Consider the following 16,529-nt stretch of genomic DNA (forward strand, 5'->3'; position numbering starts at 1 on the left):
CGGGGGCCGGTGGCACCATCGACCGCATGTCGCAGCCCACGCCCCTGGCCGGTGCCCAGTCCGAGGTCGCGGACCTGCTCTCCGACCTCATCCGCATCGACACCACGAACACCGGTGACTCCGCCACCAGCGCGGGGGAGCGGAAGGCCGCCGAGTGGGTCGCCGCCAAACTGGACGAGGTGGGGATCAGCAGCGTCATCCACGAGTCCGAGCCGGGGCGGGCGAACCTGGTCGCCCGGATCGAGGGCACGAACCGCGACCGCCCGGCACTGCTGGTGCACGGCCACCTGGACGTCGTCCCAGCCGACCCGAGCGAGTGGAGCATGCACCCGTTCAGCGGTGAGCAGCGCGACGGCTACGTGTGGGGCCGCGGCGCGGTCGACATGAAGGACATGGACGCGATGACCCTGGCGCTGGTCCGCGACTGGGCCCGCACCGGCGTCAAGCCCGACCGCGACATCGTGCTGGCCTTCGTCGCCGACGAGGAGGCCGGCGGCCGCAAGGGCGCCCACTTCATGGTCGACCACCACGCCGACCTCTTCGAGGGCTGCACCGAGGCGATCAGCGAGGTCGGCGGCTTCAGCATCACCGTCCGCGACGACCTCCGCCTCTACCTGGTCCAGACCGCGGAGAAGGGGCTGGCCTGGATGAAGTTGACTGCCCAGGGCCGGCCCGGTCACGGTTCCTTCGTGCACGAGGACAACGCGGTCACCCGGCTGGCCGCGGCGGTCGCCCGGATCGGCACCACCCGGCTGCCCACCGTGCTCACCCCGCCGATGCGCGAGTTCCTCGACGCCGTCAGCGACGCCTACGGGGTGGAGATCGACCCGGACCAGCCCGACGAGGCGCTGGCCCGGCTGGGCAGCATCAGCCGGATGATCGGCGCGGCGCTGCGCAACACGGTCAACCCCACGATGCTCGACGCCGGGTACAAGACCAACGTCATCCCCGGCACCGCCAGCGCCACCATCGACGGCCGATTCCTGTACGGCCAGGAGGCCGAGTTCGAGAAGCAGCTCGACGAGCTCCTGGGCGAGGGCGTCAGCCGCGAGTGGATCACCTACGACCAGGCCGTGGAGACGACGTTCGACGGCCCCTCGGTCGACCTGATGGTCCAGGCGCTGCAGGCCGAGGACCCGGGCGCCCGCGCCGTCCCGTTCACCATGAGCGGCGGCACCGACGCCAAGAGCTTCGAGACGCTGGGCATGCGCTGCTTCGGCTTCTCCCCGCTCAAGCTCCCCGCCGACCTCGACTTCGCCTCGCTGTTCCACGGCATCGACGAGCGCATCTCCATCGACTCCATGCAGTTCGGCATCCGGGTGCTCGACCGGTTCCTGCGCCAGGCGTGATGTGATGCCGGGCGTGACCGACACCACTGCCGCGCCCGGTTCGCCCGCCCAGGGCGACGTCGCCCTCGTCACCGGAGGGACCGGCGGTTTCGGCCGCGCCCTCGCTGCGCTGCTCCGCGAGCGCGGGGTGACCGTCGTCCTCGCCGACCTCGACAGCCCGGCCAACCGCGAGGTCGCCGCGGGCCTCGGCGCGCACTTCGCTGCCCTCGACGTCACCGACCGGGCGGCCAACGCCGCCGTGGTCGCCGCGCTGGAGGCCGAGCACGGCCGGCTGGACGCCGTCTTCCTCAACGCCGGCATCGCCGGGCAGTCCCGGCACGCCCTGGACGTCGACGAGTTCCTCAAGGTGGTCGACGTCGACCTCTTCGGCGTCGTCTACGGCACCGAGGCCGCGCTGCCGGCCCTGCGCCGCGCCGGTGGCGGGTCGATCGTGGTGACCGCCTCGCTGGCCGGGCTCTCGCCGATGGCGACCGACCCCGGCTACAGCGTCGCCAAGGGCGGGGCGGTGGCGTTCGTCCGGTCGATGTCCTCCCGCCTGGTGGACGACGGCATCACCATCTCCGCCATCTGCCCCGGGTTCGCCGACACCGCCATCATCGACCCGCTCCGCGACGAGTTCGCCGCCGCCGACTTCCCGGTGCTGTCGGCTGGTGAGGTGGCCGAGGCGATGGTCGCCGCCTGGGCCGGCGCCGAGCCGGGCGCGGCCTACGTCGTCCAGCCGGGGGTGGGCGCCGTGCCCTACAAGTTCAAGGGCGTGCCGGCCGCCCGGACGGCGAGCGGTGAGACCGCCGTCGTCCCGACCGCGCTGCGCCCGCCGTCCATGCGCTGAGGGACGTCAGAGCTCCAGCGAACCGGTGTGCACGATCTGCTCGGCGACCACCCGCAGCTTCCGGTTGGTTCGCTGACTGAGCTCGACCAGCCACCGGTGGGCCTGCTCGTCGGTCACGCGCCGGCGGGTCATCACCACGCCGATGGCCGTGGCGATGGTGCGGTTGGTGACCAGCGCGGTCTCCAGGTGTGCGATGCGCGCCTCGGCCGCGGCCTGCCCGGCGAGGGCGGACTCGACCATGGCGCGGTCCCGCTCCCTGGCAGCGGCCACGGTAACCAGGTCCGCGGCGGCGCCCAGGACGGCCAGCTCTGCGTCGCCGAACTCCGGGCGGGTCCGGGAGCCGACCGACAGGGTGCCGAGCACGGCCGGGCCCGCGGCCAGCGGGAAGCTGGCGTAGGCGGTGGCGTCCAGCTCTCGGGCCAGGGCGAGCCGCTCGTCGGGGTCCGCGTCCACCCGGGCATGCGCCTCCGGACGGCGCTGCTCGGCGACCATCCCGCAGACGGCGACACCGAGCGGGACGACTGCGAGGTCCGTCCGGTGCTGCGCAGGCACGCCGATGGTGGTGTGCAGGCGCAGCTCACCGGCCGCCGGGGGCAGCTCGTACCGGATGGAGAAGTCCAGCCCGAACGGCCGGCTCAGGTCGTCGACGAGGCGTTCGACGAGGTCGTGCGACGGGCTGCCGGCAGCCAGGTCGGCGCCCAGTCGGCCCAGCGTCCGCACGGCGACGGGGTCCATGGTGGAGCTCACGAGGGTTAGTCCTCCGGTGTTCGCGCCACGCCGTCCTCTCGACGCAACCGTTCCAGGGTACGAGGCGAAAGGTCGTACGCAACGAGACCTGCGCCCCCGGGTGACCGGCGTCACCGCTGTTCTGGCAGGGTGCCGGGCATGCGTGCATGGCGAGTCCACAGCCTCGGGAACCCGGCCGAGGTCATGTCCCTCGACGAGGTCGAGCAGCCCACCCCCGGCGACGGTCAGGTGCTGGTCAAGGTGCGGGCGGCGGGGCTGAACTTCCCCGACGTGCTGATGGCGATGGGCCAGTACCAGGAGCGTCCGCCGCTGCCCTACACCCCGGGCGTGGAGCTGTGCGGCGAGATCGTGGAGACCGGTCAGCGGGTGCTCGGGTCGCCGTCCGGCGGTCCCGGCGCGTTCGCCGAGTACGCGCTGATGGACGCCGCCGCTGCCTGGCCGGTGCCCGACGCGATGTCGGACGAGCAGGCCGCCTCGCTGTACCTGACCTACCAGACCGGCTACGTCGGCCTGCACCGGCGCGCGGCCCTGCAGGCGGGGGAGTGGCTGCTGGTGCACGCCGGGGCCGGTGGCGTCGGGACGGCGGCGATCCAGCTCGGCAAGGCCGCCGGCGCGAAGGTCATCGCCACCGCCGGTGGGGAGCGGAAGACCGAGGTCTGCCGCTCGCTCGGCGCCGACCACGTCATCGACTACACGGCCGAGGACTTCGTCCCGCTGGTCAAGGAGATCACCGGCGGGCACGGCGCCGACGTCGTCTACGACCCGGTCGGCGGGGAGGTGTTCGACAAGTCCCGCAAGTGCATCGCCTTCGAGGGGCGACTCGTGGTCGTGGGCTTCACCAGCGGCACGATCCCGCAGGCGCCGGTCAACCACGCGCTGGTCAAGAACTACAGCATCGTCGGGCTGCACTGGGGCCTCTACCGCAAGCACGACCCGGCCCGGATCGGGCTGGTGCACGAGGCGCTGTGCGACCTGTTCGCCGACGGGGCGATCGACCCGCTGGTCGGTCAGTCGCTGCCGCTCACCGAGTTGCCGCAGGCGATGGCCGCGATCGCCGACCGCAGCACCGTCGGCAAGGTCGTCCTCACGCCCTGAAGAAGGACCCCGTCCTCCTCAGCCCTCGCACGCTCGGGCCGAGCCTCTGGACGGGGCCATCAGCAGGGTCCCGTCGCGAGCCTGCGAGCGGTGGGAGGGCAACAGGGTCCTTCGTCAGACCATGGGGCGGGGGAGGTAGGACAGCCGCATCCGGCGCCGCATGATCACCTTGCGGGTGCCGTCGGCGTGCAGTTGGAGCCGGGCGAGTTCCCAGCCGCCGGTGTCGGACTGCATGCTCATCAGCTGCGCCGCCGCGGAGCGGGAGATGCCCGCCGGGATGCGCAGCGGGGCGTACTCGTACTCGCCGGGTGCTGACACCTCGTCGATTGTGCCTGCCGGACGCCCGCGGGTCACGTGGTGGTCACCACGGAGCTACCCGGTCCGGGTGTCGCCCCGGCGGAGTGCGGGCAGGGGAGGACGGCGCGGCCCGGCACCCGGCCGGGCCCCCGACCGGCGAGGAGCCCTCATGACCGACCCCGAAGCCAACGACGCCGACCGCCTGGAGCAGCAGCGGACCACCGCCGCGACCGGCCCGGAGCTCGCCGACGAGGTGACGCCGCTGGGCGCCGAGGTCCCCGAGGCCGACGGCATCGAGCAGCAGCTCAGCGCGACGCCGGGCACCTCCTCGACGATGCGGGACGCCGACCCGGAGGCCGACGAGGCCGACGTCCTCGAGCAGCGGGCGGCCGTGCCGGACGACGACGAGGACGAGCAGCGCGGCTGACCCCGTCCGGAGCCGCGGGCGGCCGGGTGCCGGGCATCGCCTGATCGGGTGGTCCGGACGCCGGCCGGCCGCGACGCCCGTCACGGCGGGTGAGGATCTGGCCCGTGACCGCCGCGCTGATCACCGTGCTGCTCATCCTCGTGGGGCTGCCGCTGCTGGCCTGGTGGATCGGCGGCCGTTCGGTGTGGGGCCGGCTGAAGCCCGGCCGAGGCCCGAACCCCTGGGGTGGCCTCGCGCGTCGGCACGGCCTGAGCCCTGCGGAGCAGGCCCGGGTCGGGTCTGCTGTCACCCGGGGTGAGGCGCTGGCCGACGAGCGGCTGCGTGGCGCTGCGGTCGATCTGGCCCGCGAGTCCCTGGCGCAGCTGGCTCTCCTGGGGCGCGGCGGCGGCTCACGGGCTCAGCGGATCGTGTTCCTGCTGGCCGTGCTGTGGTTCGTGGCGCTGGTGGTGAACGTCGCCTCCGCCCTGGTCATCGGAGGGCTCTCCGACATCCCGTGGTTCGGCCTCGTGTCCATCGCGGTCATCGTCGGCGCTCCGCTGGTGCAGCGGCGGAAGCTCCAGCGGGCCATCCGGCTCAACAGCGCTCCGGCGACCGACGCCGGGGCCTGATCGGCCCCGGTCGCCGGGTCGGCTCAGCGGGAGTAGTACTCCACGACCAGCTGCTCCTCGCACACCACGGGGACCTCGGAGCGCTGCGGCCGGCGGAGGACCACGCAGCGGAGCTCGGAGAGCTGGACCTGCAGGTACGTCGGGGCGGCGGCGTGCGCGCCGGAGGCGGCGACCTGGAAGGGCAGCTTGGCCTTGCTGCGCTCGGCGATCTCGACGACGTCGTAGGGCTGCACCTGGTAGCTCGGCCGGTCGACCCGCTTGCCGTTCACCGTGACGTGCTGGTGGCTGACCGTCTGCCGGGCCTGGTAGATCGTGCGAGCGAACCCGGCGCGCAGCACGGTCGCGTCCAGCCGGGCCTCGAGCTGGTGGGTGATCAGCTCCTCGCCGGTCTTGCCACCGGTGCGCTTGGCCCGGTCGAACGCCGAGCGGAGCTGGGTCTCGCTGATGTCGTACTGCGCGCGCAGCCGCTGCTTCTCCATCAGTCGCGTCTTGTAGTCGCTGGTGTTCTTGCGCTTGCGGCCGTGCTCACCGGGCGGGTACGGGCGCCGCTCGAAGTAGCGGACGTCCTTCGGGGTGAGCGGGATGCCCAGCGCACGGGAGCGCCGGACCTTGGGGCGGGAGCTGTTCACACGATCCTCCGGTTCGGTTAGGCTCACCTTACCCGATCTTGAGTCGCCCTGAACCCGGAGTGCCGCATGACACGATCGACCCGCCCCGCCGCCCCCGGGCCCTCGTCCGACGCCCTCCGGCCCACCGGAGCCGAACGGGCGCGCACCGTGGCGGCCCGGTCGGCGGCCGCCGTCTGCGCTGCCTGCATCGACGGCAGCCGCGTGCTCGGGCACGCCGTCACCGCCCAGGGGCAGGTGCTCGTGGTCGTGCCGACCGACGGTGAGGTGTGCCGCACGGTCCAGGCATCCGCCGACGGCGACCTCGCGGCGCTGCTGATGGTCACCGACCACGCCCCGGTGCCGCTGCGCGAGCCGGTGCGCGCCCAGGTCTGGTTGTCCGGATGGCTCACGCCGCTGCTCGAGACCGACCAGCGGGACGCCGCGCTGGCGTTCGCGGACGTCGCACCGGTGGGCGCACTGCTGGACGTCGGGCGCAGCGCCACCCTGCTGCGCCTGGACCTGGCCGAGGTCGTGCTGGGGGAGTGCGGCTCGGTCACCGAGATCGACCCCGACGACTTCCTCGCCGCGGTGCCCGACCCGTTGATCGCGGTGGAGGGGCCGGCGCTGCAGCACCTCGACGTCGCCCACCCCGAAGAGCTGGACCTGCTGTGTTCCCGGGTGCCGGCCGCCTGGGTGGGGAGGGGCGACGTCGTCCGCCCGCTGGGCCTGGACCGGTACGGGTTCCGGCTGCGGATCGAGCAGCGCGCGGGCCACCGGGAGGTGCGGGTGCCGTTCGCCGAGCCCGTCACCTGCGCCGAGGACCTCGGGCCGGCGGTGCACCGGCTGCTCTGTGCCGTGAGACGCGCCTGCCCGGGGCGCTGACCGCGAGGTCAGCGCCCCGGGCAGGGGAGTCGTGCGTGGAGCGGGGGCGAGGTCAGTGGACCTTGCGCCGACCGCCGCTCATGCCCTCGGCCACGCCGATCAGCAGCACGGCGGCGACGATCGCGACGATCGCGCCGATGATGTTGAGTTCGAAGAAGTCCCCGGTGCCCAGGAGGCTGGCGACGACGCCACCGATCAGGGAACCGACGACGCCGAGGGCCAGGGTGGCCAGGATGCTGAGGTTCTGCTTGCCCGGCTTGATCAGCCGAGCGAGCGCACCGACGACGAGACCGAAGACGAGGAAACCGATGATGCCCATGTCCTCATCAATGCCCTCAAGATCAACCTGTGAAACGCGGTCGACCTGACGGGTGGGTCACTCCGCCAGTTCGGCGAGCAGCGTCGCCAACCGGGTCCGCCGCGGCCGGACGTCGACCTCCCGGACCGCCCGGGCCAGCGCAGCGCCGCTGGCGTGCACGATCGACAGGTGCCGCTGGGCCCGCGTGAGGGCTGTGTAGACCAGCGGTCGGGACAGCATCCCGCCGGCCTCCGGCGGCAGCACCACGACGACGCCGGGCCACTCCGAGCCCTGCGCCCGGTGCACGGTGATCGCCCAGCCGTGCCGCAGGTCCGACAGTGCCTTGCCGATCACCTTGACCGGGCCCGAGCTGAAGTCGATGGTCAGCGACCCCTCGCCGGTGCCGGTCACCACGCCCACCTCGCCGTTGGCGAACCCGATCGGCTCCAGGTCGAGGTGGTTCGCCGTCGCGACCACCCGGTCGCCGACGTCGAAGCCGAACACCGTGCCCTCGCCGGGGTTGAGCTGCGCCTTCAGCGCCTTGTTCAGCTCGATGGTGCCGGCCGGCCCGCGGTGCACCGGGGTGACGACCTGCACCGTCGACGGGTCGATGCCCAGCGCGCGCGGGATGGAGTCGGTGACCAGCTGCACCACCCGCTTGGCCGCCTCGGCGCTCCCGGTGGCCGGCACGATCACCACCTCCCGGTCGGGGGAGTCGACGTGCACCAGCTCACCGCCGCGCACCCCGGTGGCCAGCCGCGCGATCGCCCCGCCCTCGGCCTGGCGGTGCAGCGTGGTCAGCTCGGTCACCGGCACCACGCCGGAGTCGATCAGGTCGCCGAGGACGTGGCCGGGGCCGATCGAGGGCAGCTGCGCCGGGTCGCCCACCAGCAGCAGGTGGGTGCCGTCCGGGCAGGCCTCCAGCAGCGCCGCGGTCAGCTCGACGTCCAGCATCGAGGCCTCGTCGACCACCACGACGTCGGCGTCCAGCGGCCACTCCTCGTTGCGGGCGAACCCGCCGGTCATGCCCTGTGCGCCGAGCAGCCGGTGCACGGTCACCGCCGGGTGGTCGGTCAGCTCCTCCAGCCGCTTCGCCGCCCGGCCGGTCGGTGCCGCCAGGGCCACCTCGGTGCCCTTGGCCTGCAGCAGCTTCACCAGCGAGGCGACGGTCCGGCTCTTCCCGGTGCCCGGCCCGCCGGTCAGCAGGGAGATGCCGGCGCCGAGCACCTGGGCCACCGCGGCCTGCTGCGCCGGGTCCAGGCCCTTGGCCACCGACCGCACCGACGCCGGGTCGGCGATCCGCCCGCTGGTGGCCGACAGGCGGTGCACGTTCTCTGCCACCGCCTCCTCCGCCATCCCGTACCGGGCCAGCGACAGGGAGCGCAGCGCCGGGTCCGGTTCGGGCAGCTCGTCGGCGTCGTCGTCCGGCTCGGCCAGCGGTGGTTCGTGCTCGAGCACCTCACCGGACTCCACCGCGGCCACCACGGCCGCCGCCGGGTCGTCGATCTGCTCCGCGCGCAGCGCCGCCACCACCAGGTCGGCGGGGAGCACGGTGTGCCCGTCCCGGGTCGCGGTGCGCAAGGTCAGCGCCACGATCGCCCGGCCGCGGCGGGTGTCCTGCCGGTCGGCGCCGGAGAGGACGGCGATCGCCAGCCGGTCGGCGTCGGCCAACGTCACCCCGGTCAGGCCGAGCAGCGCCCACGGGTCGTCCCGGAGCCGGCGGGCGGCGTCGGGGCCGAGCGCGTCCGCGGAGTTCACCGCCAGCCGGGCGTTCAGTCCGGCGCCGACCAGCAGCTCGACGACCTCGTAGGTCGACCGGGCGGCCAGGAACGAGCTGAACAGCCGCTCGGCGCGCTGCCGGCCCACCCGGGGCAGCTTGAGCAGCCGGTCGGCGCTGACGTCGTCCGGGCCGGTGACGCCGGCGGCCGGCAGGTCGGCCGCCGTCCGCTTGCCCAGGCCCGGCCACAGGCCGGCGGCGCAGAAGGCGGTGAAGACGGGGTCGCCGGCGGGCGTGGGGGTGCTCACGGTTCGGTGCGCATGGGTGCGGTGCTCACGGTTGGGGTGCTCACTGTTCAGTGTTCCCGACGCTGCTCGGGATAGGAGAAGTGCGGCGCGGACACGTCGTCCAGCGCCGTGGTGATCGCCGGCGGCAGCCGGACCCCCTGGGCATCGAGGGCGGCCTGCAGCTGCTGGGCGGTCCGGGCGCCCACGATCGGGGCGACCACGCAGGGCCGGTCGTGCAGCCAGGCCAGGGCGACCCCCAGCGGCGTGGTGCCCAGCCCCTGCGCGGCGGTGACGACCGCCTCCACCACCCGGTCGGCGGTCGCCGAGCGCAGCCCGTCGATGAACCCCAGCCACTGGGCGGACGCGCCACGCGAGTCGGCGGGTGTGCCGTCCCGGTACTTGCCGGTGAGCAGCCCCCGGCCCAGCGGCGACCACGGCAGGATGCCCAGCCCCAGCGCCTCCGCGGCCGGCTGCACCTCCCGCTCGACGCCGCGCTGCAGCAGCGAGTACTCGACCTGGGTGCTCACGATCGGGGTGCGCCCGGGCCAGGCGCGCTGCCAGGTGGCGGCCTGCGCGGTCTGCCAGCCGGAGAAGTTGCTCACCCCGACGTAGCGGGCCCGGCCGGAGGAGACGGCCAGGTCGCAGGCGGCCAGCGTCTCCTCCAGGGGCGTCGCGTCGTCCCAGGCGTGCAGCTGCCACAGGTCGACGTGGTCGATCCCCAGCCGCTCCAGGGACGCGTCCAGCGCCGAGAGGAGGTGCCCGCGGGAGGCGCCCCGGCCCATCGGCCCGGGCCCGGTGCGGCCCGCCGCCTTGGTGGCGACCAGCACGTCGTCGCGCGGGACGACGTCGGCGAGCAGCCGCCCGAGGGTGCGCTCGCTCTCCCCGTCGGCGTAGACGTCGGCGGTGTCGACCAGCGTGCCGCCGGCGTCGACGAACGCCGTGAGCTGCATCGCGGCCTCGTCCTCGTCGGTGTCCCGGCCCCAGGTGAGGGTGCCCAGCCCCAGCCGGGAGACCACGAGCCCACTGCGCCCGAGCGCCCGCTGTTCCACGACGGGTCAACCTACCGTCGCCAACGTCTCACTCCAGGGAGGGCGACCACCGGGAGGTCGCAGCCCTGCGCCGAGTCCGGGCACCTAGGGTGCCTGCCGTGCAGTCGTCCTCCGCGTGCCCTGACCACCGCCCGGCCGAGCAGCGGAGGCGCTGACCGTGGGCTGGTTCGAAGCCGTCGTCCTCGGGCTGGTGCAGGGCCTCACCGAGTTCCTGCCGATCTCCTCCAGCGCCCACCTGCGGGTGGTCGGCGAGGCGTTCGGCTGGGGCGACCCCGGGGCGGCGTTCACCGCGATCACCCAGATCGGCACGGAGCTCGCCGTGCTCATCTACTTCCGGCACGACATCTGGCGGATCATCACCGCCTGGGTCCGGGGGCTGTCCGACCGCTCGGCCCGCAGCGACCCCGACGCCCGGATGGGCTGGTTGATCATCATCGGCAGCCTGCCGATCGTCGTCCTCGGGCTGCTGTTCCAGGACTCGATCGAGACGACGTTCCGGGACCTGCGGATCATCGCCGTCGCCCTGATCGTCTTCTCGCTGGTCCTGTACTGGGCCGACCGGGTGGGCAGCACCGAGCGCGACCTGCCCGACCTGACCGTCAAGCACGGGCTGACCTTCGGGTTCGCCCAGGCGATGGCGCTCATCCCCGGGGTGTCCCGCTCCGGCGGCACCATCACCGCCGGCCGGTTCCTCGGCTACAACCGGGCCGCGGCGGCGCGCTACTCGTTCCTGCTCGCCGTCCCCGCCGTGCTGGGCGCCGGGTTCTTCCAGGCGTACGAGTCCCTGACCGGCGACACCGAGGGCCAGGCGCTCTCCTGGGGCCCGACGATCCTGGCCACCGTCATCGCCTTCGGGATCGGCTACGCCGTCATCGCCTGGCTGCTGCGCTACCTGGCCCACGGCAGCTTCGCCCCGTTCGTGGTCTACCGGATCGCGCTCGGTGCGCTGGTGCTGGCCCTGGTCGGCACCGGCGTCCTCGAGCCCACCTGAGCCGCCCCCGCAGGAGCTCGAGGCGCGCCTCCGGACGGGGCCATAGAGTCGGCGGCGTGTGGACGGGCCAGCGAGTCCTCCGCCGCTCGCTGGCTCGCGTCGGGCCCCTGCTCGCGGGCCGATCGAGGAGGCAAGCCCCATGACGACGGTCATCCTGCTCCGGCACGGCCGGACGACGGCCAACACCGCCGGCGTGCTGGCCGGCTGGACCCCCGGGGTGCAGCTGGACGACACCGGCCAGACCCAGGTGCAGGCGGTCGCGCAGCGGCTGTCGGACGTGCCGCTGGCCGCGGTGGTGAGCAGCCCGCTGGAGCGCTGTCAGCAGACCGCCGGCACGGTCGCCGAGGGGCGTGCGCTGGAGGTGCAGACCGACGACCGGTTCGGCGAGGCCCGCTACGGCGACTGGACCGGCCGCCCGATCAAGGAGCTGACCAAGGACCCGCTCTGGAAGGTCGTGCAGCAGCACCCCTCCGCGGCCGTCTTCCCCGGCCCCGAGGGCGAGGGTCTCGCCCAGACCCAGGCGCGAGCGGTGGCCGCCGTCCGGGAGTGGAACGCGAAGCTCGGACCGGACGCCGTCTGGCTGGTCTGCAGCCACGGTGACGTGATCAAGGCGGTCCTGGCCGACGCACTGGGGATGCACCTGGACTCCTTCCAGCGCATCGTCGTCGACCCGGCGTCCCTGTCGGTGGTCACCTACACCGACACCCGGCCGTTCCTGGTGCGGGTCAACGACACCGGCGGCGACGTCTCCGCCCTCATCCCGCCCAAGAAGACGCGCGGCCGGCGCAAGCCCTCCTCCGACGCGGTCGTCGGCGGCGGCGCGGGCTCCGGCGCCGCGTAACCTGATCGCCGTGCCTCGTCAGGTCTTCCTCTTCGACCGTCCCACCCGGTTCGTCGCCGGCACGGTGGGCCAGCCCGGCGACCGCACCTTCTACCTGCAGGCCTCCGACGAGGCCGGCCGCACGATCAGCGTGGCGCTGGAGAAGACGCAGGTCCAGGTGCTGGCCGACCGGATGAGCGAGCTGCTCGACGAGGTGGCCAACCGCGCCGCCGTCGTCGTCCCGCCCGACGCCGGCGTCGACGACCTCGAACCGCTCACCGCGCCCGTCGACGAGGAGTTCCGCGTCGCCGCGATGGGCCTGGCCTGGGACGGCGAGGAGGACGCGGTCGTCGTCGAGGCCGTCGCCGCCGGCGAGGAGCCGATCGAGGAGGACGTGATCCTCTCCGACAGCGACGAGGGCCCCGACGCCCTGCGGGTGACGATCACCCCGGTCGCAGCCCGGGCGTTCGTCGCCCGCGCCCGCCGGGTCATCGCCGCCGGCCGGCCCTCCTGCCCGCTGTGCTCCCTGCCGCTGGACCCGGCCGGCCACGTCTGCCCGCGGCAGAACGGTTACCGCCGCTGAGCCGGCGCTGCGATGACCGCGCCTGATCCCCGCGACGACCGGCTGGAGCACCCGCTGACCGACGAGCCCCTCGAGCTGGACGACGACGAGCTGGACGACGACGAGTTCGAACAGGACGACGGCGACGTCGTCGAGCTGGACGTCGCCGCGTTCGACCACGGTGACCGCCGGCCGCCCAGCGGCGCCGACGAGGTCGCCACCCTGCTCCGCGAGGGCGTGCTGGACATGGAGGGCCGCCTCCTCGACGCCAGCAACGTCACCCTCATCGGGGCGATCCGCACCGACCAGCTGGCTGCCACCTGCGTGTACAAGCCGGTGGCGGGGGAGCGGCCGCTGTGGGACTTCCCCGACGGCACCCTCGCCGGCCGCGAGATCAGCGCGCACCTGGTGTCCGAGGCGACCGGCTGGTCGATCGTGCCGCCCACCGTGCTGCGCGAGGGCCCGTTCGGCCCCGGCATGGTCCAGCTGTGGATGGACGCCGACCCCGCCGTCGAGCTCACCGAGTTCGTCCGGCTCGATGTCCCCGAGCTGCGCCGGATGGCGGTCTTCGACGCGGTGGTGAACAACGCCGACCGCAAGGGCGGCCACATCATCCCGATGCGCGGCGGGCACGTGTACGGCGTCGACCACGGCATCTGCTTCTCCGTGGAACCCAAGCTGCGCACCCTGCTGTGGCGCTGGGCCGGCAAGCCCCTGCTGCTGGAGCACCTGGCCGTGCTGGAGCAGCTGGCCGAACGACTCCGCGGCGACCTGGGTGACCAGCTGCACGAGCACCTCACCCGGCGCGAGGTGCGGCGCACCCAGCAACGGGTGGCCGAGCTGCTGCGCACCGGGCTGCACCCCCAGCCCAGCGGTGACTGGCCCGCGCTGCCCTGGCCGCCGTTCTAGCGCACACCGGCAGTGACCGGGCCCGGGCGGCTGACTTCCCGGGCGCGGGCTGCCAGGGTGGGTGGGTGCCTCATCGCAGCCGACTCGCGGTCCTGTTGATCGACCTCCCTCCCCAGTTGCACGACCGGGGCCAGCAGTTCTGGTCCGCCGCCACCGGGCACGCCGTGGAGCCCGACACCATCGACGACGCGTGGTCCTCGCTCGGTTCCTTCGCCGACGGGTTCCACCTGGAGGTCCAGCGCACCGGGGTGGGCACCCCACCGCGCTGGCACGTGGACATCGAGACCGACGACGTGCACGCCGAGGTGGCCAGGCTGGAGGCCCTCGGCGCGCTGCGGATGGCCGACATGGGCGGGTTCTGGCAGATGAAGGACCCCGCCGGGCTGCTGTTCTGCGTGGTCGGCGTCCAGACCGGCGAGGAGTTCGAGCGGCACGCCACCACCTGGCCCTGACGGACCGCCGGACGGCGGGGGAGCGGGCCGGGGACCGGGTGCCGTGCCGCCCTGTCGGTGGCCGGATCTAGGCTCCTGACGTGCTCTCCTGGCCTGCCCCGCTGCTCCCCACCCTGCCCGGGTCCGGTCCCGCTCTGCGGCTGTACGACACCGCCCGCGGCGAGGTGGTCGAGACCTCCCCGGGCCGCATCGCCCGGATGTACGTCTGCGGCATCACGCCCTACGACGCCACGCACCTCGGCCACGCGGCCACCTACCTGGCCTTCGACCTGGTCAACCGGGTGTGGCGCGACGCCCGGCACGCCGTGCACTACGTGCAGAACGTCACCGACGTCGACGACCCGCTGTTCGAGCGGGCCGACCGCGACGGCGAGGACTGGATCGTGCTGGGCATGCGCGAGACGGCGCTGTTCCGCGAGGACATGACCGCGCTGCGGGTGCTGCCGCCGGAGGACTTCGTCGGCGCCGTCGAGTCGATCCCGCGGATCGCCGCGCACGTGGAGACGCTCTGGGACGCCGGCCTGGCCTATCAGCTGGAGGACGGCACCGGTGACGTCTACCACGGCATCGCCCAGGCGCCCGGGTTCGGCTCCGAGTCCGGCTACGACGAGCCCACCATGCTGCGGCTGTCCGCCGAGCGGGGCGGCGACCCCGACCGGGCGGGCAAGCGGAACGCGCTCGACCCGCTGCTGTGGCGGGGGGCCCGCGAGGGCGAGCCGTCCTGGCCCGGCCCGCGGGGTGTCGCGGGCCGTCCGGGCTGGCACGTCGAGTGCGCCGCCATCGCGCTGGACCGGATCGGCATGGGCTTCGACGTCCAGGGCGGTGGCAGCGACCTGGTCTTCCCGCACCACGAGTACTCCGCCGTGCACGCCGAGGCGCTCACCGGCACCAAGCCCTTCGCCCGGGCCTACGTGCACGCCGCGATGATCGGGCTGGACGGCGAGAAGATGAGCAAGAGCCGGGGCAACCTGGTCTTCGTCTCCCGGCTGCGCGGCGACCGCACCGACCCGATGGCGATCCGACTGGCGCTGCTGTCCGGGCACTACCGCACCGACCGGGCCTGGACCCCCGACCTGCTCGCCGCGGCGGAGCGGCGGCTGGACACCTGGCGGCGCGCCGTGGAGCTGCCGCTGGGCGCGCCGGCCGGTCCGGTGCTGGCCACGGTCCGGGAGCGGCTGGCCGACGACCTCGACACCCCCGGCGCGATCGCCGCCGTCGACCGCTGGGCCGCCGCCAGCCTCGCCGAGGCCGCGTCCGGTCCGGGCCTGCCCGCAGCCCACGCCACCGACGACTGGGACGAGCAGTCGCCGGCCGTCGTCCGCGACCTCGTCGACGCACTGCTCGGCGTGGCACTCACGCCGTGAGCGAGGGCGGGACGGGGTTCGAGTGGCTGGCGTACCCGCCTGCCTTCACCCGGATCGACCGGCAGGCACGGGAGGACGCGGAGACGGCTCTGGCCCCGGCGGCCGCCCGGTCCGCCCGGAGCCGGGGACGGGCGCGCCCCGAGCCCGACGACGGACTCCGCACCTGCTGGGAGCTCGACCGCGACCGGGTGCTGCACGCCAAGGCCTTCCGCCGGCTCAAGCACAAGACCCAGGTCTTCCTGCACCCCGACGGCGACCACTTCGTCACCCGGCTCACCCACACCCTCCAGGTCACCCAGGTCGCCCGGTCACTGGCCCGGGCGCTGGGCCTGCACGAGACCCTGACCGAGGCGATCGCGCTGGCCCACGACGTCGGCCACTCGCCGTTCGGGCACATCGGCGAGGAGGCCCTGGAGCCCTACGTCGCAGGAGGCTGGCACCACGCCGCCCAGGGGGTGCGGATCGTCGAGGTGCTCGAGGACCTCAACCTCACCTGGGAGGTGCGCGACGGCATCCGGGCACACAGCTGGAAGATCACCCCGCCGCCGGCCACCCGGGAGGCGGAGTGCGTGAAGTTCGCCGACCGGATCGGCTACCTCTCGCACGACGCGCTGGACGCCGTCCGGGCCGGGGTGCTCCGCCCCGGTGACCTGCCGGCCCGCACGCTGGCCACCTTCGGCCCGCCCGGCGGGGCGATGGTCGGCGCGATGATCGAGGCGGTCGTCGACGGGACGTTCGCCTCGGCGCGCGAGGAGGCCCGTCACGCCGTCCCCGGCGGCCCGCCGGCACCGGCCGTGCGGATGGCGCCGGACGCCCTCGAGGCGATGAACGAGCTGCGGGCCTTCATGTTCGAGCGGGTCTACGAGTCCGAGATCGCCGCCGGGCAGAAGCACGTGGCGATCGAGGTGATCCGCCGGCTGGTCGACCACCACCTGGCCCATCCCGAGCTCATGCCGGCCAGCTACCGGGACACCGAGGCCGACCTGGTCACACAGGTCGTCGACTACGTGACCGGGATGACCGACCGGTTCGCGCTCGCCACGTACGACCGGCTCTTCGACGACACGGCCGCCGTCCGGATGCGCCCACTGCTCGTCACACCCTGAGGGAGGGTCGGCGACGAGAACGGGCTGAGGGTCGTCATCCCGTGGAGATGACGACCCTCAGCCCGTGCTGATCATGAGGGGCCGGGTCAGCTCGTGCCGCCGCGGCGGCGCAGCGGAAGGACCCCCTCGCCC

Annotated in this window: 19 protein-coding genes; 13 read left to right on the forward strand and 6 right to left on the reverse strand. The window is 73.9% G+C overall.

Features of this window, described 5'->3' with window-relative positions:
* Positions 1-26 precede the first annotated feature (26 nt).
* Together O2W15_RS10185 and O2W15_RS10190 are read left to right on the forward strand one after the other, a co-directional pair.
* Positions 27-1,349: a M20/M25/M40 family metallo-hydrolase gene (locus O2W15_RS10185; protein WP_269179335.1), complete on the forward strand. Its 1,323-nt coding sequence runs from the start codon at positions 27-29 to the stop codon at positions 1,347-1,349.
* Between the two features lie 4 nt (positions 1,350-1,353).
* On the forward strand, positions 1,354-2,178 hold the full coding sequence (locus O2W15_RS10190) for an SDR family oxidoreductase (protein ID WP_269179336.1): 825 nt from the start codon (positions 1,354-1,356) through the stop codon (positions 2,176-2,178).
* Between the two features lie 6 nt (positions 2,179-2,184).
* Here O2W15_RS10190 and O2W15_RS10195 read toward each other — a convergent pair whose 3' ends face one another.
* Entirely contained in the window at positions 2,185-2,925 is a 741-nt protein-coding gene (locus O2W15_RS10195; RefSeq protein WP_269179337.1) for a GAF and ANTAR domain-containing protein, read from the reverse strand.
* A 138-nt stretch (positions 2,926-3,063) separates the two neighbouring features.
* Between O2W15_RS10195 and O2W15_RS10200 the strand changes: the two genes are divergently transcribed.
* Complete coding sequence (locus O2W15_RS10200; RefSeq protein ID WP_269179338.1) at positions 3,064-4,020, forward strand: NADPH:quinone oxidoreductase family protein; 957 nt, start codon at positions 3,064-3,066, stop codon at positions 4,018-4,020.
* Between the two features lie 114 nt (positions 4,021-4,134).
* Here the strand turns inward: O2W15_RS10200 and O2W15_RS10205 are convergent, their stop codons facing one another.
* Entirely contained in the window at positions 4,135-4,338 is a 204-nt protein-coding gene (locus O2W15_RS10205) for a DUF5703 family protein (RefSeq protein ID WP_036332716.1), read from the reverse strand.
* Between the two features lie 148 nt (positions 4,339-4,486).
* On the opposite strand from O2W15_RS10205, the gene O2W15_RS10210 reads away from it, so the two are divergent.
* Together O2W15_RS10210 and O2W15_RS10215 are read left to right on the forward strand one after the other, a co-directional pair.
* Positions 4,487-4,744 (forward strand): hypothetical protein, encoded by a 258-nt coding sequence (locus O2W15_RS10210; RefSeq protein WP_269163079.1) that lies wholly within the window; start codon positions 4,487-4,489, stop codon positions 4,742-4,744.
* Positions 4,745-4,848: 104 nt separating this feature from the next.
* Entirely contained in the window at positions 4,849-5,352 is a 504-nt protein-coding gene (locus O2W15_RS10215) for a hypothetical protein (RefSeq protein ID WP_269179339.1), read from the forward strand.
* A gap of 23 nt (positions 5,353-5,375) precedes the next feature.
* Here O2W15_RS10215 and rpsD read toward each other — a convergent pair whose 3' ends face one another.
* Positions 5,376-5,981: a 30S ribosomal protein S4 gene (gene rpsD, locus O2W15_RS10220; protein ID WP_269179340.1), complete on the reverse strand. Its 606-nt coding sequence runs from the start codon at positions 5,979-5,981 to the stop codon at positions 5,376-5,378.
* Positions 5,982-6,047: 66 nt separating this feature from the next.
* Here rpsD and O2W15_RS10225 point away from each other — a divergent pair, with 66 nt between their 5' ends.
* A complete protein-coding gene (locus O2W15_RS10225; protein ID WP_269179341.1) occupies positions 6,048-6,842 on the forward strand; it encodes a DUF2470 domain-containing protein in 795 nt (264 codons plus the stop codon).
* A gap of 52 nt (positions 6,843-6,894) precedes the next feature.
* Here O2W15_RS10225 and O2W15_RS10230 read toward each other — a convergent pair whose 3' ends face one another.
* The 3 genes from O2W15_RS10230 to O2W15_RS10240 are packed head-to-tail and all read right to left on the reverse strand — an operon-like array spanning position 6,895 to position 10,193.
* Positions 6,895-7,161 carry a GlsB/YeaQ/YmgE family stress response membrane protein gene (locus O2W15_RS10230; RefSeq protein ID WP_269163076.1) on the reverse strand — a complete coding sequence of 89 codons (267 nt, stop codon included), beginning with the start codon at positions 7,159-7,161 and terminating at the stop codon, positions 6,895-6,897.
* 57 nt (positions 7,162-7,218) lie between these two features.
* On the reverse strand, positions 7,219-9,165 hold the full coding sequence (locus O2W15_RS10235) for an AAA family ATPase (protein ID WP_269179342.1): 1,947 nt from the start codon (positions 9,163-9,165) through the stop codon (positions 7,219-7,221).
* 47 nt (positions 9,166-9,212) lie between these two features.
* Entirely contained in the window at positions 9,213-10,193 is a 981-nt protein-coding gene (locus O2W15_RS10240; protein ID WP_036332704.1) for an aldo/keto reductase, read from the reverse strand.
* Between the two features lie 157 nt (positions 10,194-10,350).
* Between O2W15_RS10240 and O2W15_RS10245 the strand changes: the two genes are divergently transcribed.
* From O2W15_RS10245 to O2W15_RS10275, 7 genes are all read left to right on the forward strand, one after another.
* Positions 10,351-11,184 carry an undecaprenyl-diphosphate phosphatase gene (locus tag O2W15_RS10245; RefSeq protein WP_269179343.1) on the forward strand — a complete coding sequence of 278 codons (834 nt, stop codon included), beginning with the start codon at positions 10,351-10,353 and terminating at the stop codon, positions 11,182-11,184.
* 139 nt (positions 11,185-11,323) lie between these two features.
* The gene (locus tag O2W15_RS10250; RefSeq protein WP_269179344.1) at positions 11,324-12,025 is read left to right on the forward strand and encodes a histidine phosphatase family protein; all 702 of its coding nucleotides are present in this window, start codon (positions 11,324-11,326) and stop codon (positions 12,023-12,025) included.
* A gap of 10 nt (positions 12,026-12,035) precedes the next feature.
* Entirely contained in the window at positions 12,036-12,587 is a 552-nt protein-coding gene (locus O2W15_RS10255; RefSeq protein WP_269179345.1) for a DUF3090 family protein, read from the forward strand.
* A gap of 12 nt (positions 12,588-12,599) precedes the next feature.
* Positions 12,600-13,475: an SCO1664 family protein gene (locus tag O2W15_RS10260; protein WP_269179346.1), complete on the forward strand. Its 876-nt coding sequence runs from the start codon at positions 12,600-12,602 to the stop codon at positions 13,473-13,475.
* Positions 13,476-13,540: 65 nt separating this feature from the next.
* Positions 13,541-13,927, forward strand: a complete 387-nt coding sequence (locus O2W15_RS10265; RefSeq protein WP_269179347.1) for a VOC family protein — start codon at positions 13,541-13,543, stop codon at positions 13,925-13,927.
* 80 nt (positions 13,928-14,007) lie between these two features.
* On the forward strand, positions 14,008-15,291 hold the full coding sequence (mshC, locus tag O2W15_RS10270; protein WP_269179348.1) for a cysteine--1-D-myo-inosityl 2-amino-2-deoxy-alpha-D-glucopyranoside ligase: 1,284 nt from the start codon (positions 14,008-14,010) through the stop codon (positions 15,289-15,291).
* On the forward strand, positions 15,288-16,397 hold the full coding sequence (locus tag O2W15_RS10275; RefSeq protein ID WP_269179349.1) for an HD domain-containing protein: 1,110 nt from the start codon (positions 15,288-15,290) through the stop codon (positions 16,395-16,397). The genes mshC and O2W15_RS10275 overlap by 4 nt, the downstream gene beginning before the upstream one ends.
* Positions 16,398-16,529 lie beyond the last annotated feature (132 nt).

This window comes from Modestobacter sp. VKM Ac-2979, from assembly GCF_026967995.1.
In the GTDB taxonomy this organism is placed as follows: domain Bacteria; phylum Actinomycetota; class Actinomycetes; order Mycobacteriales; family Geodermatophilaceae; genus Modestobacter.

What these genes read in the sequence shown, in the direction of transcription:
- O2W15_RS10185 (WP_269179335.1), top strand. Translation starts at nt 27, where the DNA reads ATGTCGCAGCCCACGCCCCTGGCCGGTGCCCAGTCCGAGGTCGCGGAC.
- O2W15_RS10190 (WP_269179336.1), top strand. Translation starts at nt 1,354, where the DNA reads ATGCCGGGCGTGACCGACACCACTGCCGCGCCCGGTTCGCCCGCCCAG.
- O2W15_RS10200 (WP_269179338.1), top strand. Translation starts at nt 3,064, where the DNA reads ATGCGTGCATGGCGAGTCCACAGCCTCGGGAACCCGGCCGAGGTCATG.
- O2W15_RS10210 (WP_269163079.1), top strand. Translation starts at nt 4,487, where the DNA reads ATGACCGACCCCGAAGCCAACGACGCCGACCGCCTGGAGCAGCAGCGG.
- O2W15_RS10225 (WP_269179341.1), top strand. Translation starts at nt 6,048, where the DNA reads ATGACACGATCGACCCGCCCCGCCGCCCCCGGGCCCTCGTCCGACGCC.
- O2W15_RS10230 (WP_269163076.1), bottom strand. Translation starts at nt 7,161, where the DNA reads ATGGGCATCATCGGTTTCCTCGTCTTCGGTCTCGTCGTCGGTGCGCTC.
- O2W15_RS10250 (WP_269179344.1), top strand. Translation starts at nt 11,324, where the DNA reads ATGACGACGGTCATCCTGCTCCGGCACGGCCGGACGACGGCCAACACC.
- O2W15_RS10260 (WP_269179346.1), top strand. Translation starts at nt 12,600, where the DNA reads ATGACCGCGCCTGATCCCCGCGACGACCGGCTGGAGCACCCGCTGACC.